This is a genomic window from Streptomyces sp. NPDC059355 (assembly GCF_042752335.1).
Taxonomy (GTDB): Bacteria; Actinomycetota; Actinomycetes; order Streptomycetales; family Streptomycetaceae; genus Streptomyces.
The window spans coordinates 123,579-141,815 of sequence record NZ_JBHYXN010000008.1; the positions used below are offsets into that span (position 1 = coordinate 123,579).

The window sequence follows — 18,237 nt, forward strand, 5'->3', positions numbered from 1 at the left end:
GGCGCCTCCCCTCCCGACGCACCTCACGCGCGCCGCTGCCCCCGCACGGCCCTGACAGAGAGCACCACGATGACCCAGTCCTCCCCGCCCCGCCACGCCGTCGTCATCGGCGGCAGCATGGCCGGCCTGCTCGCGGCGGCCGTGCTCGCCGAGCACGCGACGGTCACGATCATCGACGCCGACACGCTGCCCGACAGCCCGGCGCCGCGGCGCGGACTCCCGCAGGCCCGGCACGTCCACGTCATGTGGTCGGGCGGGGCGCGCGCCATCGAGAAGATACTCCCGGGCATCACCGACGCGTGGACGGCGGCCGGCGCGATCCGCCGCAGCCTGCCCACCGACCTCGTCACCATGACCGCGCAGGGCTGGATCCCGCGCTGCGGGGAGAAGCAGTTCAACATCTCGTGCAGCCGCGACCTCCTCGACGCGGTGGTCCGCGCCCGGGTCACGGGGCTGCGCGGCATCACCACGCTCCAGCAGAGCCGCGTACGGGCCCTGGAGGGCACGGCGGCCCGCGTCACCGGCGTCCGTGTCGACACCCCCGCGGAGCAGAACCGGCTGGTGACCGCCGACCTCGTGGTCGACGCGAGCGGGCGCGGCTCGCGGGCCCGGGCCTGGCTGCAGGAACTGGGGGTCGGCGGGATCAGACAGGCTCAGGTCGACTCCGGCCTGGTGTACGCGACCAGGATCTTCGAAGCCCCCGCCGGGGCGCACGAGATGGGCTTCCCGATCGTCAACGTGCAGTCCGATCCGCGGGTGTACGTACCCGGCCAGACCGCGACGATCGTCCCCATCGAGAACGGCCAGTGGCAGGCCACCCTGTCCGGCACCCGCGGCGGCCAGCCCACCGGCGACCCCGAGCAGTTCATCCCGTTCGCCAAGGGCCTGCGCGACCCGATCGTCGGCGAGCTCCTCGACAGCAGGAAGCCCCTGAGCGACATAGCCGTCACCCAGGGCACCGCCAACCGCCGGGTCTACTTCGAGAAGGCGGACCTGCCCGACGGGTTCTTCGCCGTCGGCGACTCCGTCGCGACCTTCAACCCGCTGTACGGACAGGGCATGACCGTCGCCGCGCAGGGGCTGCTGGCCGTACGGACCCTGCTGCGCACCCAGGGGCTCGCCCATCCCTCCTTCGGCCGCGAGGCGCAGCGCGCGCTCGTCCCGCAGGTGTCCACCGCCTGGGAGCTCGCCACCTCGCAGGACATCCTGTACCCGGGGGCCACCGGCATGAAGCCGCGGGCCGGTGTCGGTCTGCTCAACGCGTACGTCAACCGGCTGATGACCGGAGCCACCACGCGGGAGGCGCTCACCGCCGCGTTCCTCCAGGTCGTCACCATGAGCAGCACTCCGGCGTACTGGCTGCGCCCCCTGGTGGTCTGGCGCGTGCTGCGCGCCTCGGACCGGGGTGCGCTGAAGGCGCCGCCGCTGACGGCGGCCGAGCGGGCCGTCGCGGGGCTCGACCAGGGGTCCGGGCCGGTCGATCCCGTGGGTCCCGTCGGTCAGGCGCGATGAACGACGGTCTCATCCTCTACGTTCCGGGGTCGGTGATGATCCTGGCGCTGCTGATCAAGGCGCCGACCCTGCGCCGGGGCTGGGACCAGCCGCTGATGCGGGCCGTGTGCACCCTGCTCGTGGTCGGCTGCCTCGTCATGTTCCTGGCTGCGCCGCCGACGATCTCCGCGGTCAACCGGTTCACGGGGATCGTCAACTTCTCGGCCCCGCTCGTGTACAGCGCGCTGACCGCGTTCTCCGGATCGTGCATCGTCCTGGTCCTGCAGTGGGGCGGTGGCCCGCCGGCCGTCGTACGGCGGGCCACCCGGCTGACGGTGGGCGTGTTCAGCGCCGTCACCCTGCTCATCGTCGTCCTGTTCGCGATCGGCGACGCGCCCGTGGAGCGGCTGCGCGACCTGGACACGTACTACGCCAACACGCCCTGGCTGCGCGAGATGATCGTCTGCTACCTCCTCGCGCACACGGTGGGCAGTTCGACGCTGACCCTGCTGTGCTGGAAGTGGCTGCTGCGCGTGCGCCCCTCGCTGCGCCCGCTGCGCACCGGACTGGCCCTGATCGTGCTCGGCGGAGCGCTGGACCTGGGCTACCTGGTCACGAAGTGGGCTGCGGTGGGCGCCCGCTGGGCGGGCCGCGACTGGGACGGCCTGTCCACGTACGTGGCCCCGCCGTTCGCCTCCGCCGCGGCCCTGATGGTGGGCTCGGGGTTCATCGTCCCGCTGGTCGGCGGCTCGGCGGCCTGGCGGGACTTCAGCCGGTACCGGCGGCTGCACCCGCTGTGGAAGGCGCTGCGCGGCTTCGCCGCGTCGAGCGTGACCACGGTGCCGCTGACCTGGTGGTCGCCGATCGGGATCCGGCTGATCCACCGCGAATCGGTGATCGACGACGGGATCCTCGCCCTGGCCCGCTGGTTCGACCCGGCCGTACGGGACGCCGCCTACGAGGCCGCCCTCGGCCAGGGCATGTGCGCGTCGCGGGCCTCGGTCGTGGCCGACGCGGCCATGCTCGCCGCGGCCTGCCGGCGCCGGGAGGCGGCCGCCGCCGAAGCCGCGGCGGCCGCAGACCGGGAGGCCGGGGCCGGGGCCGACCAGGGGCTGCCCGAGCCGTACCGGCTGGACTCCCGGCCGCTGGCCGCGCTGGCCCGGGAGTTCCGCACCTCCCCCATCGTGGCGGCCGTACGGCGGGACCCGGCCGCGCTCTGAAGGCGCCGGCCGCCGGTCTTCACCCGGCGAGGGCGTCCTCCGGCTCGGGGTTCCGCGCGAGCCAGGCCCCGTAGGCCCGCACCCGGCGCCAGTGCTGGAGCTGGTCGAGGGCGAACGTGGCCCGGGGGGAGGCCGCCGGGCGCGGCTCCAGCCCGCGCGCCAGCCGGTGCAGCTGGAAGCGTACGAAGGCCAGCAGCGCGGCGCCGGCCAGGTCCCGGTCCTTCCAGCGCAGCCGCTCCACGGTCACCCGTACGTCCTCCCCGGCGCGCCAGCGGGCCGGCAGATCGGGGCGGAACGCCAGTGCGGAGGCGAGCCCGACGACGGACACCCCACGGGCCAGGACCTTCCGAGCGGTCTCCTGGCGGCCTATCCCGCCGGTCAGCATCAGCGGCATCGTGGCCGCGTCCAGGAACTGCTCGGCGAAGGTGAGGAAGTACGCCTCCCGTTCGAGGGTCCGCAGGTCGGCGGTGCGGCCCAGGGTCGCGGGGCTCTCCACGCTGCCGCCGGACAGTTCGACCAGGTCGACGCCGAGGCCGGCCAGGGCCCCGAGGACCTGCGCCGCGTCCTCGGTGTCGAAGCCGCCGCGCTGGAAGTCGGCGGTGTTGAGCTTGACGCCGACCGCGAAGCCGGGGGCCACCTGCGCGCGGACCGCCCGGACGACCTCGGTGAGCAGCCGGACCCGGTTCTCCGGGCTGCCGCCCCAGCGGTCGGTGCGCCGGTTGACCAGCGGGGAGAGGAACTGGCTGAGCAGGTAGCCGTGGGCGGCGTGGATCTGCACCCCGTCGAAGCCGGCCTCCTCGGCCCGCCGGGCCGTGACCGCGAACCGGGCGATGGTGGCCTCGATGTCGGCCTCGGTCATCGCGGTGGGGCGGGCGAAGCGCTTGGTGTGCTTGCCCAGGCTCACGCCGATGTCGGAGGGCGCCCAGGCCGTGCCGGGCATCTCGGAGCCGACCTGCCGGCCCGGGTGGTTGATCTGCATCCAGACCCGGCCGCCACCGCTGGACGCGGCCTCGGCCCAGCGGCGGAAGGGGTCGAGCGGGGAGCGGGCGTCGAGGACGATGGTGCCCGGCGCGGTCAGCGCCCGGCGGTCGACCATCACGTTCCCGGTGATCAGGAGGCCCGCGCCGCCCCGCGCCCAGCGGCGGTAGAGGCGCTCGATGCGCTCGTCCGGCAGCTGACCGGACCCGGCGAGGCTCTCTTCCATGGCCGCCTTCGCCAAGCGGTTCGGCAGGGCCGAGCCGCCCGGCAGCTCCAGTGGCGTGAACAGGTCCATCAGCAGTCTCCCCAGGAAACGTGTTGCACGTGTCATCGCGCGCCCCGGCGCAAAACATACCGCTCGCTCCCCGAAGCCCGTCAGGCTCCGCCCACAAGAATCAAGACACCCCGAACCCCCCGAACACGCGGAACGCCCCGGGCCGAAGGACCCGGGGCGCCTGCCGTACGCGGCGTGCGTGCGAGGAGTGCGTACGCGGCATTGCCGTACGCGGCGTGCGGCGCGGCGGTCAGAGGTCCGCGAGCTCCAGCCCGGCCTGGGCGGCGGCCGCCTGGACCGTCTGCTCCAGCAGCACGGCGATGGTCATCGGGCCGACACCGCCCGGGACCGGGGTGATCAGCGAGGCGCGGGCGGCGGCGGACTCGAAGTGGACGTCGCCGACGTTGCCCTCGTTGTAGCCGGCGTCCAGGACCACGGCGCCCGGCTTGATGTCCTCGCCCCGGATGAACTCGGCCTTGCCCACGGCGGCGACCAGCACGTCGGCCTGGCGCACGATCGAAGGCAGGTCGACGGTGCGGGAGTGGCAGTAGGTGACGGTGGCGTTCTGCTCCAGCAGCAGCATGCCGGCCGGCTTGCCCAGGATCGCGCTGCGCCCGACGACCACGGCGTGCTTGCCGGTCAGGTCCACGTCGTACTCGGCGAGGAGCCGCATGATGCCGCCGGGGGTGCAGGACACGAAGCCCGGCAGCCCGAATCCCATGGCGGCGAAGGAGTGCATGGTGACCCCGTCGACGTCCTTGCCCGGGGCGATGGCCTCGAAGGCGGCGCGCTCGTCGATGTGGTGCGGGACCGGGTGCTGGAGCAGGATGCCGCTGATCTCCGGGTCCTCGGAGAGGGCGGTCAGCGCGGCGACGAGCTCCTCGGTGGTGGTCTCGGCCGGCAGCTCCACGTGGCGGGAGGTGATCCCGGCCTTGGCGCAGCGGTTCTGCTTCATCTTCACGTACGTCACGGACGCCGGGTCCTCGCCGACCAGCACGGTCGCGAGACAGGGGGCGGTGCCGGTGCGCTCGGTGATCTTCGCCGCGAGGGCGGCGGTCCGCTCCGAGACACGGCGGGCGAGGGCGGTGCCGTCCATCAGCCGGGCCAGGCCGGTGTCGGTGACAGTGGCAGTCTGGGCAGTCGTCACGGGGTCTCCTGAGCGTCGCTGCGGATCGCGGGTTCGCGGGGTTCGCGGTTCGCCCAGGCGCGCGGCAGGAGACGTACGTGCGGGGACGTACGCCGGGCCGCTCCCCGGTGGTGATCCACCCGAACGCCAGTCACGGCCCGGCTCCACTCTAATGGACCCCGTCGGCGGGTGCGGTGGTCCGCAGCGGCGCCCGGTGTGCGGGATCCGGTCAAACCGGTGGATCACCGGCGCCACTCCTGGGACGATCGAGACATGACGCGCACTTTCGACCACCTCGTCGCCGAAGCCGAGTCCGTTTCGGTCGACGGCTGGGACTTCTCCTGGCTCGACGGCCGGGCCACCGAGCAGCGCCCCTCCTGGGGCTACCAGCGGCTGCTCGGCGAGCGCCTCGCCCGGGTCCGCTCCGCCCTCGACATCCAGACCGGCGGCGGAGAGGTGCTCGCCGGGGCCGGGCCGCTGCCCCCTCTGACGGCGGCCACCGAGTCCTGGCCGCCGAACATCGACAAGGCGACCCGGCTCCTGCACCCGCTGGGCGCGGTCGTGGTCGCGGACGCCGACGAGCCGCCGCTGCCGTTCGGCGACGAGGCCTTCGAGCTGATCTCCAGCCGCCACCCGGTGACCATCTGGTGGGAGGAGATCGCGCGGGTGCTGCGCCCGGGCGGTACGTACCTCTCGCAGCAGGTCGGGCCGGCGAGCGTCTTCGAGCTCGTCGAATACTTCCTCGGACCCCAGCCGGAGGAGGTCCGGCGCGGCCGGCACCCCGACGACGCGGTGGCCGACGCCGGCAAGGCCGGTCTCGAAGTGGTGGATCTGCGCTCCGAGAGACTGCGTACGGAGTTCCACGACATCGGAGCCGTGATCTACTTTCTCCGGAAGGTGATCTGGATGGTGCCCGGCTTCACGGTCGGGCAGTACCGGGACCGGTTGCGCGAGCTCCACGAACGGATCGAACGTGACGGCCCGTTCGTGGCGCATACCGCCCGTTTCCTCATCGAAGCCCGCAAAACGGGCTGACGGGAAGGGCGCGCAGGCGCGGACGGATCCACGGCCGAATGGTTGCGCGCCCACAGCGTGGCGCAGGTCACTCAATTCAGCGCGTAACGAATCGACTCGGGCATGCGATGAACCGACAGGTGTCCTCGCGCGGCCCCGGAATACAGACCCCCCTCGGGTCTGTTTCCCGAGTCCGCGCGATGATGTCCCGCCCACTCCCTATCTGTTCGCAACGAGAGGCTCCTTGTGTCGCTCAGCCCGTCCCGTACGTTCCCTCCGGAGATCGCCGAATCGGAGGCCCTCGTCACGCTCGTCGAGCGCGGCCGCGAGCAGGGTCACATCAACGGTGACGACGTGCGCCAGGCCTTCGAGGCCGGCCGCATCCCGGTGGACCAGTGGAAGCGGGTCCTGCGCAGCCTGAACCAGGTCCTGGACGAGGAGGGTGTCGCGCTGCACGTCAGCGCCGCCCCCGCCACGAAGGCTGCCGCGAAGAAGCCCCGCAAGGCGGCCGCCGCGCCTGCCCGCACCGTGACGAAGAAGGCGGCCGCCGCGCCGCGCCCCATCGGTGCGCGCAAGGCCTCGGCCACCAGCGCGGCCCCGGCCACCGCGGCGGCGATATCCGCTTCGTCGGCCGCGGCCACCGAGGACGAGGTGACGGCCGACGCCGCCGCCGAGCCGAAGAAGCGGACGGTCAAGAAGACCGCCGCGAAGAAGACCGCGGTGAAGAAGACCGCCGCCGCGGCCAAGAAGACCAGTGCCAAGGACTCGGACGAGGGCGAGACCCCGGCCGCCGAGGGCGAGGACTGGGCCGCCGAGGACCTCGCCGACGAGGCCGAGGAAGAGGCCCCCAAGGCCGGCGGCGCCCAGGGCTTCGTCCTGTCCGACGACGACGAGGACGACGCCCCGGCGCAGACGGTCATGGTGGCCGGTGCCACCGCCGACCCCGTCAAGGACTACCTGAAGCTGATCGGCAAGGTGCCGCTCCTCAACGCCGAGCAGGAGGTCGAGCTCGCCAAGCGCATCGAGGCGGGTCTCTTCTCCGAGTACAAGCTCGAAGAGGAGGAGGACCACAAGCCCGCGTTCAAGCGCGAGCTGGAGATCCTCGTCGAGGACGGCCGCCGCGCCAAGAACCACCTGCTGGAGGCCAACCTCCGCCTCGTGGTCTCCCTGGCCAAGCGCTACACCGGCCGCGGCATGCTCTTCCTGGACCTGATCCAGGAGGGCAACGTCGGTCTGATCCGCGCCGTGGAGAAGTTCGACTACACCAAGGGCTTCAAGTTCTCCACGTACGCGACCTGGTGGATCCGGCAGGCGATCACGCGTGCCATGGCCGACCAGTCGCGCACGATCCGCATCCCCGTCCACATGGTCGAGATCATCAACAAGCTCGCCCGTGTGCAGCGCCAGATGCTCCAGGACCTGGGCCGCGAGCCCACCCCGGAGGAGCTGGGCAAGGAACTCGACATGACCCCCGAGAAGGTCATCGAGGTCCAGAAGTACGGCCGCGAGCCGATCTCCCTGCACACCCCGCTGGGTGAGGAGGGCGACAGCGAGTTCGGTGACCTCATCGAGGACTCCGAGGCGGTCGTGCCGGCCGACGCCGTGTCGTTCACGTTCCTCCAGGAGCAGCTGCAGTCGATCCTGGGCACGCTCTCGGAGCGTGAGGCGGGCGTCGTCTCCATGCGTTACGGCCTGAACGACGGCCAGCCGAAGACCCTGGACGAGATCGGTCGCGTGTACGGGGTCACCCGTGAGCGCATCCGCCAGATCGAGTCCAAGACCATGTCGAAGCTGCGCCACCCGTCGCGTTCGCAGGTCCTGCGCGACTACCTCGACTGAGCCGGCCCGCGCCCCTCAGGCCAGTCGGAAGACCGGCCCGCGGGGCGTGAACGGCAGGGTGGCACCCTGCGGAACCAGATAGGCGTGCTCGCGCCGGATCCGCAGGGTGTCGCACCACCCGTCCGTGATCACCAGCACCGGCGCCTGCGGAGGGAAGTCCTCCGCGCGCTGGAGCAGGTCGATGCCGGGCTGGAGCTCGGTCCCGCCCCGCCCGCGTACCTTCACCCGCCCCGCGATCTCGGTCGGGGGCAGATAGCCCGCGTCGTAAGGCGCCGCGTCGCAGAACACGACGCGTGCCGCCGGTACGTCGCGGGCTTCCGCGTACGAGGCGATGGCGCCCAGCGCCTTGCCGAGCAGGGCGGCGGGCATCGACCCCGAGGTGTCGAGGACCACGCCGAAGGTGCAGCGGGCGGTCTCCTCGGGCGGGAAGTACCGGCCCGCCCGGGGGATGTCCGGGGTGGAGGCCTGGCGGCGCGCCGGACGGGCGTAGGAACGTACGGGCTCCGGGCGCGGCACGTACTCGTCGAACCAGCGGGCGAGCCGGGCGTCCCAGGGCACGGGCGGGTGCGCCAGCGCCCGGATCTCCTGGACCAGCCCGGCGGGCAGCAGCCCGCGCTCCCCGTACCCGTGCAGGTCGAAGCCCTGGAGCAGGCCGCGCCGGTAGAACTCGTCCAGGTCGGTGTACGGACCGCTCCCCGAGTGGGTCAGCGGCTCGCCCAGGATGTCCCCGAGCCCCTTGCCGCGCAGGGTCGACAGCCGGCGCCGGCGGCGCAGGTCGGTGGCGATCCGGTCGTAGACCTCCTCGACGGAGAGGTCCTTCAGCTCCGGGTCGTACAGCAACCCCTCGGGCATCTCGCCGACACCCATCTCCACCAGCCAGCCGTTGACCACGTAGTCGGCGGCCACGTTGTGCAGGTACGGGTCGCGGGCCCCGCGCCGCTCGCCGTGGCGCAGGGCGGCGTGCAGCATCTCGTGGGCCAGGATGAAGCGCCATTCGGCGTCGGTGAAGCCGCGCAGCGGGTTGACGTAGATCTCCCCGGCGCTCGCGCTGACGGCGGCGACGGCGATGCCCTCGGCGCGGGCGAGCTCGGCGTCGGCGACGATCCGCAGGCCGGCGGCGAGCCCGCCGAGCAGCGGGTACGAGGAGACGAACCAGTTCAGGGCGCGGTCCCACGGGCGCGGGCGGACCCGCTCCCCGGTGACCCGGTCGCGGCGGCCGCCGGCCACGTCCATGGCGGCGGAGACGCTGCGCGTCAGGGCGTGCGCGAAGGAGGTCTCCCAGTCGGGGGCCTTGTCGTGCTCCCCGCCGTGCCAGGTGACCAGGAGCTGGTCGGGGTGGGGACCGGCGGTGCCGCAGTGTGCGTACGCGGCGGGGACGCCGTCACGGCGCCAGCGGGCGGCGAGCAGTTCCTCGTCGCCACCGGGGTACTCGGCGGGGAGGTGGTCGGGGGCCCGGCCGATGGGGAACGTCTGCAGGAAGCGGTTGACGACGACGCAGCGGGCGGCGAGCTCGGCCGGGCCGGGCTGCGGGCGCTCCGCCTCCGCTGCGGCGGGGACGTGGCCGAAGCCGAGGTGGAGCAGGGCGTGGGCGATGGCCCACGCCCACTCCAGGGGTTCGGCACGCCGCGTGGGGTGGACGTGGACGGTGCCGTTGGAGGTGACGGAGGCCAGTCCCGCGGCCGGGGCGGCCCGGCAGTCGGCCTGCCGGCAGATGCTGCCGTCGAGGGCGCCGAGGGCAGGGTTCCGCTTGACCAGGGCGAGGCCCTCGGCGAAGGCCTGGGTGGCCGGGTCGGGCGCGGCGTCCTTCTTCCGCGAGGTCCGGCTCACGCGGCGGCCTCCCGGCGCGCGGGGGCCGCCGTACGGGCGCGGACGGTGGCCGTCGTACGGGCGCGGGCACGGCTCGTCGTACGGGCGCCCTCGCCAGGGCGCGCGGCGGCGCTCACCGGCGGGCCGCGACGAGTCGCGGCATGTCGCGGGCGGCCTCGACCAGGAACCAGGCGGGCAGCACCGGCAGGCCGTCGGCGTCGTCGGCGATGACGGTCTGGGCGACCTCCACGGAGATCTCGGCGAGCTGTACGAGCAGGGACTTCGCGCGGTAGGCGGTCTGCCGGACGGCGGGCGAGACGTGCTCCTTGCGCTCCGGGAGCTCCTTGACCAGGCGGCCGCGGAAAGCCTCGGCGAGGTAGTAGAGCAGATCGCGGTCGGCGGGGCGGGTGGGCCAGGAAGCGTCGCCCTTGATGATCGCCTCGATGCCGAAGGCGTGTCGGACGATCTTGGCGTAGCCGCAGAAGGAGACGGCGTGCGCGGGGGTGAGGGTGCCGTGCGCGACGATCTTGAGGGTCTGCTCGTCCAGGTCCGGCCCGAAGGAGTGCAGGGCGTCGGAGAGCACGTGCCAGGAGCGCGGGGTGGAGAAGGGCTCCTCGGTCTTGGGCGGCGCGGACCACAGGTGGTCGGGGCGGTCCGTGAGGTGATCGGTGATCCAGGGGTGGATGCCGTTCTCCCCGGCCCACACCAGCCAGTCGGCCGCGGAGGCCCGGAGGTGCACGTGGGTGAGCCGGTTGACCAGCGCGGAGGCGATGGGCCGGGCCAGCGCGTTGTCGGTGGCCCGGTTGCCGGCGCCGATGACGATGGAGCCGGCGGGGAGCTCGTAACTGCCGATCCGGCGGTCGAGGATGAGGGAGTAGAAGGCCTTCTGGACGTCCGGGGTCGCGGCGTTGAGCTCGTCGAGGAACAGGCAGTACGGCTCGTCGCGGGCGATGGCCTCGGGCGGGCAGAACACGGAACGGCCGTCGCGGATCTGCGGTACGCCGATCAGGTCCTCGGGCGCGAGCTGCGTGCCGAGCAGGCTGACGCACTCCAGGCCGAGCGAGTCGGCGAACTTCCTCACCAGCGAGGACTTGCCGATTCCGGGTGCCCCCCAGAGGAACACGGGCCGCACGGTGGCGAGGCCCAGCAGCAGTTCGGGGATCTGGGCGGGGGTGACGGTCACGGCGGCCTGCACGAGAAGCTGTCCTCAGGGGTGGGGTACGTGGCGCGCCCAGTGTGGGCGCACCCCGTACCCCGAAGCACCCGGTTTTTCGCGGGCCGGTGCCGGCCTCAGTTCTCCAGGAGGTGCTTCAGCTTCTCCTCGTTGCGCGGCATCTCCTTGCGGGCGTACGGCTTGACCACGAGCGGGGCGATGACCTTGCCGATGCCGTGGCCCTCGAAGTCGAGGTCCAGGGTCACGCGCGAGCGCTTGCCGCCGTCGAGGGACTCGATGGTGCCGCGCACATCGCCGCGCACGGGTCCGCCGAGCCCTTGGATGTGCCAGCTGCGCGGCCGGTCGAGCTCCGTGACCTGCATGGTCATCGGGAACTCCCGCTTGCCCATGCGCCGGGTGACGACGACCTTCGAACCGACGTGGACGGGTGCGCCGTCGAGCGGGCGGGCGGAGACGGCACTGTCCTGCCACTCCGGCAGGTGCGTGGGGTCCGTGACGTAGTCGAAGACGTCTTCGGGACTGCGGGAAATGTCGATGCTCTCTCTGATCGCGGACATGGCGACCCCTTACTGCCCCCTGCGTGTCCTCGTCGTTTCCTTTCGATCGCTCTCGTTCCACGCTACCGCGCAGGTCAGGCGGCGGCCCGGTGTCCGGCCCGGTGCTTGCGGGCGGACATCGCCGCGTAGACGAGGACGCCGGCGAAGAGGAACAGCACGCCCTGGTAGACGGCCGCGTAGCCGGAGCCGGCGACCAGCCACATCGAGAAGCCGAAGGCCAGACCCGCGAGGACCCCGTCGCGGACCAGGCGGCCGCGGTGGACGCGCTCGGACTGCCCGGAGAGCAGGAAGTAGATCTGCGCGGCGGTCGAGAGCAGGTACGGGACGGTCGCCGTGAAGGTGGTGACCAGGACGAGGATCTCGAAGACCCCGTCCGAGCCGGCCGTGTAGTTGTAGACCGTCAGGCAGGAGGCCAGGACGACGGTGACGAGCACGCCGACCACCGGGACGCCCCGCTTCTTCGTCTCGAAGACCTTCGGGAAGAGCCCGTCGCGGGCGGCGGCGTACGGGGTCTGCGCGCTGAGCAGGGTCCAGCCGTTGAGGGCGCCGAGCATCGAGATCACGGCCGCGCAGGCGACGAGCGTGCCGCCCCAGGTGCCGCCGAACATCGCGTTGACGGCGTCGGTGAAGGGGGCCTCGGAGGCGGCCAGCTCGTCGTGGGGTACCAGGCCGAAGACGGAGAGGGTGCCCAGCAGGTAGACGGCGGCCGCGCCGGCGGTGCCGAGGATGGTGGCCCGGCCGACGTTGCGGGCCGGGTCGCGGACCTCGCCCGCGCTGACGGCGGCCGACTCGACGCCGAGGTAGCTGAAGAGCAGGATCGCCGCGGCGGCGGAGACCGCGCCGACGGGGCTCTGGCCCGTGGCCTGGAAGGGGCCGAGGTTGGCCGGGTCGAAGAAGAACAGCCCGCCGACGGCGACCAGCAGCAGCGGGGCGAACTTCAGCACGGTGGCCACCAGTTGGACGGCGCCGACGTAGCGGGTGCCGGCCAGGTTGGCGAGCGCGGGGAGCCACTGCACGGCGAGGGCGGCCAGGCACATCGCCGCCTTGTGCCCGCCGATGGCCGGGAAGAGCACGGTGAGGTAGCCGACGGCCGCCACCGCGAGGGCCGCGTTCGAGACCCAGGCGGTGATCCAGTAGCTCCAGGCCGCGAGGAACCCGGCGAAGTCGCCGAACGCGGCGCGGGCGTAGACGTACGGACCACCGGTCTGCGGGAGCCGCTGCGCGAGCCGGCCGAAGACCAGGGCGAGGGCTATCGCACCGGCGGTGAGCACGCCGAAGGCGACGAGGCTGATCGTGCCGAAGGGTGCCACCGAGGCGGGCAGCAGGAAGATCCCGCCGCCGATGATGTTGCCCATGACCAGGCAGGTCGCGATCGGCAGGCCGAAGCGGCGCGCGTGGGGGTCGCGGCCCTGCTCGGGGGGTGCGGCGGCCTCGGCAGGCAGGGTTGCGGTGCTGGTCATCGGTGGTGCGCCTCTGGATGTCTCACATGCTGGGCAGGGTCAACACATGGTTGACCACCGCGAAGGCGCCACAAAATCAGCGGATTTCGTCCCGTGCGGACACCCTTGCGGAAGGAAGGCTTCCGCCGTTTCCGCCCCCGGACGGGGGTTCCTCCACCGGCTGCGCCCCTGGGGCCGCCGCCTCGCCCGCCTGCGCCTCGCCCATCGCCGCCTCACCCATCGCTGCCTCACCCATCGCTGCCTCACCCACCGCTGCCTCGCCCACCGGCGGATCGACCGGCACCTGGGGGCCGTCCGCCTCCCGTAGCCAGCGCCGCAGCACCTCGTGCACCGCCTCCGCGCCCACCAGGCCCGGCTCCGGCTCCGACAGCTCCGTCGGCCACATCAGGAACGGGCGCCCCTGCTCCCCGCCCAGGCCGCCGTGCGAGCCGATCTGCTCCTCGAAGGCGTGCACCGACCCCGCGAGCGGGTCGTACGACGAGTTCACCATGACGTCGGCCACGTGCGGGAAGGCGTCGGTCCGCCGGACCGCCTGCTCCGCGCCGGGCCCGAACCGGGCCAGCAGCTCCTGCGCCGCACCGGGCTCGTCGAGGCGGGCCACCGCCCCTCCCGGGCCCAGCACCTCCCCGTCCACCAGCAGGAACCCGATGCCCGGGTGGTTGGCCAAGGTCGCCAGCAGGGCCGGGTGCGCCCGCTCGATCCGCTCCCGCGAGGCCCGTCCCCGTACGTCCGGGAAGGAGATCAGCCCGAGGTTGCCCGAGGCCAGCACCACCGGGTCCGGACCCCGCTCCGGGTGGGCCTGCTCACCCTCCTCCACCGGCCTGTGCAGGGCCGCGCGCACCGCCGCGCGGGCCTCGGCGCCGCTGCGGGTGCGGCCGGCCCGGCGCGAGACCGGCAGTCCGCAGCCCGCGCGGACCAGGTCCTTCAGGGTCAGCCCGTACCGGCCCAGGAAGGTCTCCCCCGGGCTCTGGCCGTGGTCCGAGAGCAGCACGATCCGGTACTCCCGGGGTGCGTGCTCGGCCACGCGGGCGATCAGCGCGAGGCTGCGGTCGAGCCGGGCCAGCACCCGGTCGGTGTCCCGGCCGTGCGGCCCCGAGTGGTGGGCGACCTCGTCGTAGGCGACGAGGTCGGCGTAGATCGCGGCGCGCCCCGCGAGCATGTCGCCGATCACCGCCGCGACGACGACGTCCCGTTCGACCACCGTCGCGAAGGCGCGGATCAGCGGGTACAGCCCGCCGCGGGCCACCCGCGGCCGCTCTTCGCGCAGCCGGGCCCGCAGCGACTGGCCGATCTCCCGGGCGACCTCGGCGACGAAGGACAGCGCGGTGCGGACGGCGTTGGCCGGGTCGCAGAAGTACGCGAAGTAGCCCGCTCGGGAACGGTTCGCCCGGCCCCGCCGCGCCGAGACCGACAGGACGAGGGCCAGCTGGTCGGCGCCGCCGCTGAAGAGGTTGCCCCGGCTCGCCCCGTCGAGGGTCAGCAGCCCGCCGTCGCCGGTGCGCGCGACGGCCCGGCGCTGGAGTTCGGCGGCGCTGGTCGGCCGGTTGCAGACCACCACCTCGCCGGTGTCCTTCTCGTACCAGCGGAAGGCGGGCACGTCGTGGTTGGAGCCGTGCAGGATGCCGAGCTGGCTGGCGCCGGTCTGGCTGGACCAGTCGGTGCGCCAGGGCGTGATGTGGTGGCTGCCGTCCAGCCAGCCCGCCACCGTGGGCATCAGAGCGCTGCCCGCCGCGTGGCGCAGCGTCCCGTACCCGACGCCGTCGAGCTGGAGGAAGACCAGGCCGGGGGCGCTCGGGCCGGCGCCGGGCGCGCCCTTGAGCCGGGTGCGCCGGCGGCGCCGGTCGGCGAGCCGGTGGAGCCGGCGCCGGTACGCCTCGTCGTCGCGTACGGCGAGGGCGGTCGAGGTCGCGGAGGCGACGGCGGACATCACGGCGGCCACCACCACGGCGGTCTCCGGGGCGACCTCGCCGCGGCCGGAGGGGATCAGGCTGAGGGCGAGCAGCAGCAGCGAGCCGTTGAGGAAGAAGACGAGCAGGCCGAGCAGGAGGGCGGGCACCAGCAGCAGCGCCCGGACCAGCACCGGCCACACCAGTGCGCTCAGCAGGCCGAAGGCCCCGGCGCCCCAGGCGGCGGTCAGCCCGATCTCGGTGACGCTGTCGCCGTCGCCGGACTGGAGCCGGAAGTCGGGGAGGATGCCGGCGAGCGCGAGCATCGTGAGGGTGGACACCGCCCAGACGAGGATCACCCGCACCAGGGCGCTGCCCGCGGTCCTCCACCGTCCTCGCCGCACGCCGTACCGCCTCGTGTCCCCCGGATCCGCGCCCCGCCCGCGGTCCCGGCCGCACCCTCCAGCGTCGCACAGCGCGGCCGACACGGCCGGGGGCCAGGGGTGGCGCACGGAGGTGCGAACGGCGCCGGCCGGGAGCTCGCGGCCGAGCCCGGCCCGGGAAGCGCCTGGCCAGGGAGTGTCGTCAAAGTGGCGTCGGCCGCCCGGGAGGGCGGGGCCGGCGGGGCCTGGTGCGTGCGATCGCAAGGCGGAGGAGGGAATCGACGCGGTGGGGGCACCTCCCAGCGGTAGCTGGGGGACGTCGATGACCGACGACGACGCGGCGAGCGTGCGTGCCAGGCCCCGCCGGCCAGACGGGACTTTGACGACACGACCTAGGTGCCGTCGTAGCCGGCGGTCGGCATGGACAGGCGGCGGTGCACCTCGGCCTTCATGGCGGAGGTGTACTGCGGCTCGGCGAGCCCTGCGGTCTCCAGCCGTACGCCGCGCCGCTCGCACTCGGCGGTGAACTCCTCGACGGAGCGCAGCGCACGGGCCAGGACCCGATGGTTGGGGGCGACGAACAGGTCGACCTGCCCGGCGTCGACGTCGCACCAGAGCCCGCAGTGGTTGGCGCGCAGCCCGTAGAAGAGCAGCGTCCTCGTCACGACGTAGCCCCGGTCGGCCGCCCAGCGCGCGCACATGGCGTACTGGCTGCGGGTGTCGACGGCGAAGGGGTCGGTGTCCAGATCCTCGAGCGGGGCCAGGCTGGCGATAGCGGCCACGCGCAGCTCATCCATGCCGCCCGACCCTACTCCGATCCGCGGCCCGGGAGGAGGGTGCTGTCACCTTCGGTTCGACGCGCATCAAGGGGGCAGGATCCCGGACACCCCCTAGGCTTCAAGGGGCCGGGGACGCACGAGTCGACGGGGAGGCCGGGTGGCGGTGGAAATCACCTGGTGGGGCCATGCCACGTGCACGGTCGAGGACTCCGGGGTGCGGCTGCTGACGGACCCGCTGTTCGCCCGGCGGCTCGCGCATCTGCGGCGGCGGCGCGGGGCGCCGCCCCCGCCGGAGGCGGCCGAGGCGGACGTGGTGCTGGTGTCGCACCTGCACGCCGACCACCTGCACCTGCCCTCGCTGGCCCGGCTGGCGCCCGGTACCCGGCTGCTGGTGCCGCGCGGGGCGCCCCGGGCCGTGCCGGGGCTCGCGCGGGTCGCGGCCGTGCGGGGGCTGCCCGTCACGGAGGTGGTCCCGGGAGACGAGGTGGACGTGCGGGCGGGCGTGCGGGTCCGGGCGGTCAGCGCGCGGCACGACGGGCGGCGGCTGCCGTTCGGGCCGCGTCTCGCGCCGGCGCTCGGGTACGTGGTCCAGGGCTCGGCGCGGACGTACTTCGCAGGGGACACCGGGCTGTTCGAGGCGATGGCGGCGGAGGTCGGGCCGGTGGACGTGGCCCTGCTGCCGGTCGGCGGCTGGGGCCCGTACCTGGGGCCGGGGCACCTCGATCCGGGCGGGGCGGCGCGGGCGCTGGCCGCGCTGGCACCGGCGGCGGCGGTTCCGGTGCACTACGGGACGTACTGGCCGATCGGGCTGGACGCGGTGCGGCCGCACGAATTCCACTCGCCGGGCGAGGAGTTCGTACGGCGGGCCCGGCAGCTGGCGCCGAAGGTGACGGTACGGGTGCCCGGCCACGGCGAACGGGTCCGGCTGCCGTGACGGGGCACGGGATCGGGTACGGACTCGGGCACGGGGTCGGCGCCGCGGTGGCGGCGGCGGTCGGCCAGGTGCCGCCGGAGACGAGCCGGCAGGCGGTGGGGTACCCGGCGCTGTTCCTGCTGGTGGCGCTGGGGGCGCTGGTGCCGGTGATCCCGACGGGGGCACTGGTGAGCACGGCGGCGGTGGTGGCGTTCCATCAGCAGTCGCTGCCGTTCGGGGTGCTGATGGTGTTCGTGGTGGCGGCGGTGGCCGCGTTCGCCGGGGACATGGCTCTGTACTGGCTGGGGCAGCGCGGGGTGCGGTCCCGGGGCGGCTCGCGATGGCTGGAGGCGCTGCGGGGGCGGGCGACGCCCGAGCGCCTCGCTCAGGCCCAGCGGAAGCTGGACGAGAACGGGGTGCTGGTCCTGGTGGTCTCCCGGCTGGTCCCGGCGGGCCGGATCCCGGTGATGCTGGCCTGCCTGCTGGCCCGGCTCCCGCTGCGCCGCTTCGCCCGCGGCGACGCCCCGGCCTGCCTCGCCTGGGCGGCGACGTACGGCCTGATCGGCATCCTGGGCGGCTCCCTGTTCTCGGAGCCGTGGAAGGGCGTGGCGCTGGCGGTCGCCGTGACCCTGCTGATCGGCGTGGCCCCGTCGCTCTGGCGCCGGCTCGGGAACCGTTAGGGCCTGCGGCCCCGCGGACGTCAGGGGCGGCGCGGCGGGCGGAGCCCCTCGACGAGGAGTTCGACCAGTCGGCGCGCGTCGTAGCGGGGGTCGGTCCCGGCGCCGATGCAGAGGTTCCCGACGCCGCGCATGAACTGGTACGCGCTGACGTCGGAGCGGATCTCGCCCGCCGCGGCGGCGGCGTCGAGGAGCTCGGTGCAGACCGGCAGGAGGCGGTCGAGGAAGTAGGCGTGCAGCGTCTCGAAACCGGCGTTGTCGGCCTGCATCGCGGCCGCGAGCCCGTGCTTGGTGACCAGGAAGTCGACGAAGAGCCGGACCCACCGCCCGAGGGCGGCGTGCGGGGTCGGGCCGGCCGCCAGGAGGGCCGGTCCGGCCTCGGCGCAGGCCTCGACCTGGTGGCGGTAGACGGCGATGATGAGGTCCGCCCGGGTGGGGAAGTGCCGGTAGATCGTGCCCATGCCGACGCCGGCCTCGGCCGCGATGTCCCGTACGGGCGCCTCGACGCCCGAGGTGGCGAAGACCGCGGCGGCCGCGTCCAGCAGGGTCTGCTGGTTGCGCCGGGCGTCCTTGCGCTTGGACGCGGCCGGGCCGTCCGCGTTCTGACCGCTGTCGTCCATCGCGGCGTCCTTCCCTGATCTGCCTCTTGAAAAACGGAAC

15 protein-coding genes and 1 riboswitch are annotated in these 18,237 nt (G+C 73.7%); of the genes, 6 read left to right on the plus strand and 9 right to left on the minus strand.

The features are described 5' to 3' along the window. Positions 1–69 precede the first annotated feature (69 nt). Together ACFXGI_RS10600 and ACFXGI_RS10605 are read left to right on the plus strand one after the other, a co-directional pair. Complete coding sequence (locus ACFXGI_RS10600; protein ID WP_384705043.1) at positions 70–1,512, plus strand: NAD(P)/FAD-dependent oxidoreductase; 1,443 nt, start codon at positions 70–72, stop codon at positions 1,510–1,512. Beyond that, entirely contained in the window at positions 1,509–2,711 is a 1,203-nt protein-coding gene (locus ACFXGI_RS10605) for an MAB_1171c family putative transporter (protein ID WP_384705044.1), read from the plus strand. Before ACFXGI_RS10600 ends, ACFXGI_RS10605 begins: the two co-directional genes overlap by 4 nt. A 19-nt stretch (positions 2,712–2,730) precedes the next feature. On the opposite strand, the gene ACFXGI_RS10610 is transcribed toward ACFXGI_RS10605, so the two are convergent. Beyond that, on the minus strand, positions 2,731–3,984 hold the full coding sequence (locus tag ACFXGI_RS10610; RefSeq protein ID WP_384705045.1) for an NADH:flavin oxidoreductase/NADH oxidase family protein: 1,254 nt from the start codon (positions 3,982–3,984) through the stop codon (positions 2,731–2,733). Positions 3,985–4,213: 229 nt separating this feature from the next. Beyond that, a complete protein-coding gene (locus ACFXGI_RS10615) occupies positions 4,214–5,059 on the minus strand; it encodes a bifunctional 5,10-methylenetetrahydrofolate dehydrogenase/5,10-methenyltetrahydrofolate cyclohydrolase (protein WP_327135753.1) in 846 nt (281 codons plus the stop codon). 95 nt (positions 5,060–5,154) lie between these two features. After that, positions 5,155–5,254, minus strand: a riboswitch (ZMP/ZTP riboswitch). Between the two features lie 108 nt (positions 5,255–5,362). Between ACFXGI_RS10615 and ACFXGI_RS10620 the strand changes: the two genes are divergently transcribed. Both ACFXGI_RS10620 and ACFXGI_RS10625 read left to right on the plus strand, forming a co-directional pair. Next, complete coding sequence (locus ACFXGI_RS10620; RefSeq protein ID WP_384705046.1) at positions 5,363–6,124, plus strand: methyltransferase domain-containing protein; 762 nt, start codon at positions 5,363–5,365, stop codon at positions 6,122–6,124. 225 nt (positions 6,125–6,349) lie between these two features. Further along, positions 6,350–7,942, plus strand: a complete 1,593-nt coding sequence (locus ACFXGI_RS10625) for an RNA polymerase sigma factor (protein WP_384705047.1) — start codon at positions 6,350–6,352, stop codon at positions 7,940–7,942. A 15-nt stretch (positions 7,943–7,957) separates the two neighbouring features. Here ACFXGI_RS10625 and ACFXGI_RS10630 read toward each other — a convergent pair whose 3' ends face one another. The 6 genes from ACFXGI_RS10630 to ACFXGI_RS10655 form a co-directional block, all read right to left on the minus strand. After that, positions 7,958–9,769: a hypothetical protein gene (locus tag ACFXGI_RS10630; RefSeq protein WP_384705048.1), complete on the minus strand. Its 1,812-nt coding sequence runs from the start codon at positions 9,767–9,769 to the stop codon at positions 7,958–7,960. Between the two features lie 112 nt (positions 9,770–9,881). Further along, positions 9,882–10,943, minus strand: a complete 1,062-nt coding sequence (locus tag ACFXGI_RS10635; protein ID WP_384705049.1) for an ATP-binding protein — start codon at positions 10,941–10,943, stop codon at positions 9,882–9,884. 95 nt (positions 10,944–11,038) lie between these two features. Then, positions 11,039–11,479 (minus strand): SRPBCC family protein, encoded by a 441-nt coding sequence (locus ACFXGI_RS10640; RefSeq protein WP_384705050.1) that lies wholly within the window; start codon positions 11,477–11,479, stop codon positions 11,039–11,041. Positions 11,480–11,553: 74 nt separating this feature from the next. After that, positions 11,554–12,939, minus strand: a complete 1,386-nt coding sequence (locus ACFXGI_RS10645) for an amino acid permease (protein ID WP_384705051.1) — start codon at positions 12,937–12,939, stop codon at positions 11,554–11,556. A gap of 76 nt (positions 12,940–13,015) precedes the next feature. After that, complete coding sequence (locus ACFXGI_RS10650; protein WP_384705052.1) at positions 13,016–15,229, minus strand: phage holin family protein; 2,214 nt, start codon at positions 15,227–15,229, stop codon at positions 13,016–13,018. 371 nt (positions 15,230–15,600) lie between these two features. Next, complete coding sequence (locus ACFXGI_RS10655; protein ID WP_384705053.1) at positions 15,601–16,005, minus strand: hypothetical protein; 405 nt, start codon at positions 16,003–16,005, stop codon at positions 15,601–15,603. Between the two features lie 139 nt (positions 16,006–16,144). On the opposite strand from ACFXGI_RS10655, the gene ACFXGI_RS10660 reads away from it, so the two are divergent. Next, entirely contained in the window at positions 16,145–16,921 is a 777-nt protein-coding gene (locus ACFXGI_RS10660; protein ID WP_384705054.1) for an MBL fold metallo-hydrolase, read from the plus strand. 47 nt (positions 16,922–16,968) lie between these two features. Beyond that, positions 16,969–17,580 carry a DedA family protein gene (locus tag ACFXGI_RS10665; protein WP_384705125.1) on the plus strand — a complete coding sequence of 204 codons (612 nt, stop codon included), beginning with the start codon at positions 16,969–16,971 and terminating at the stop codon, positions 17,578–17,580. 20 nt (positions 17,581–17,600) lie between these two features. Here the strand turns inward: ACFXGI_RS10665 and ACFXGI_RS10670 are convergent, their stop codons facing one another. Next, positions 17,601–18,197 (minus strand): TetR/AcrR family transcriptional regulator, encoded by a 597-nt coding sequence (locus tag ACFXGI_RS10670; protein ID WP_384705055.1) that lies wholly within the window; start codon positions 18,195–18,197, stop codon positions 17,601–17,603. Between the last annotated feature and the right edge of the window lie 40 nt (positions 18,198–18,237).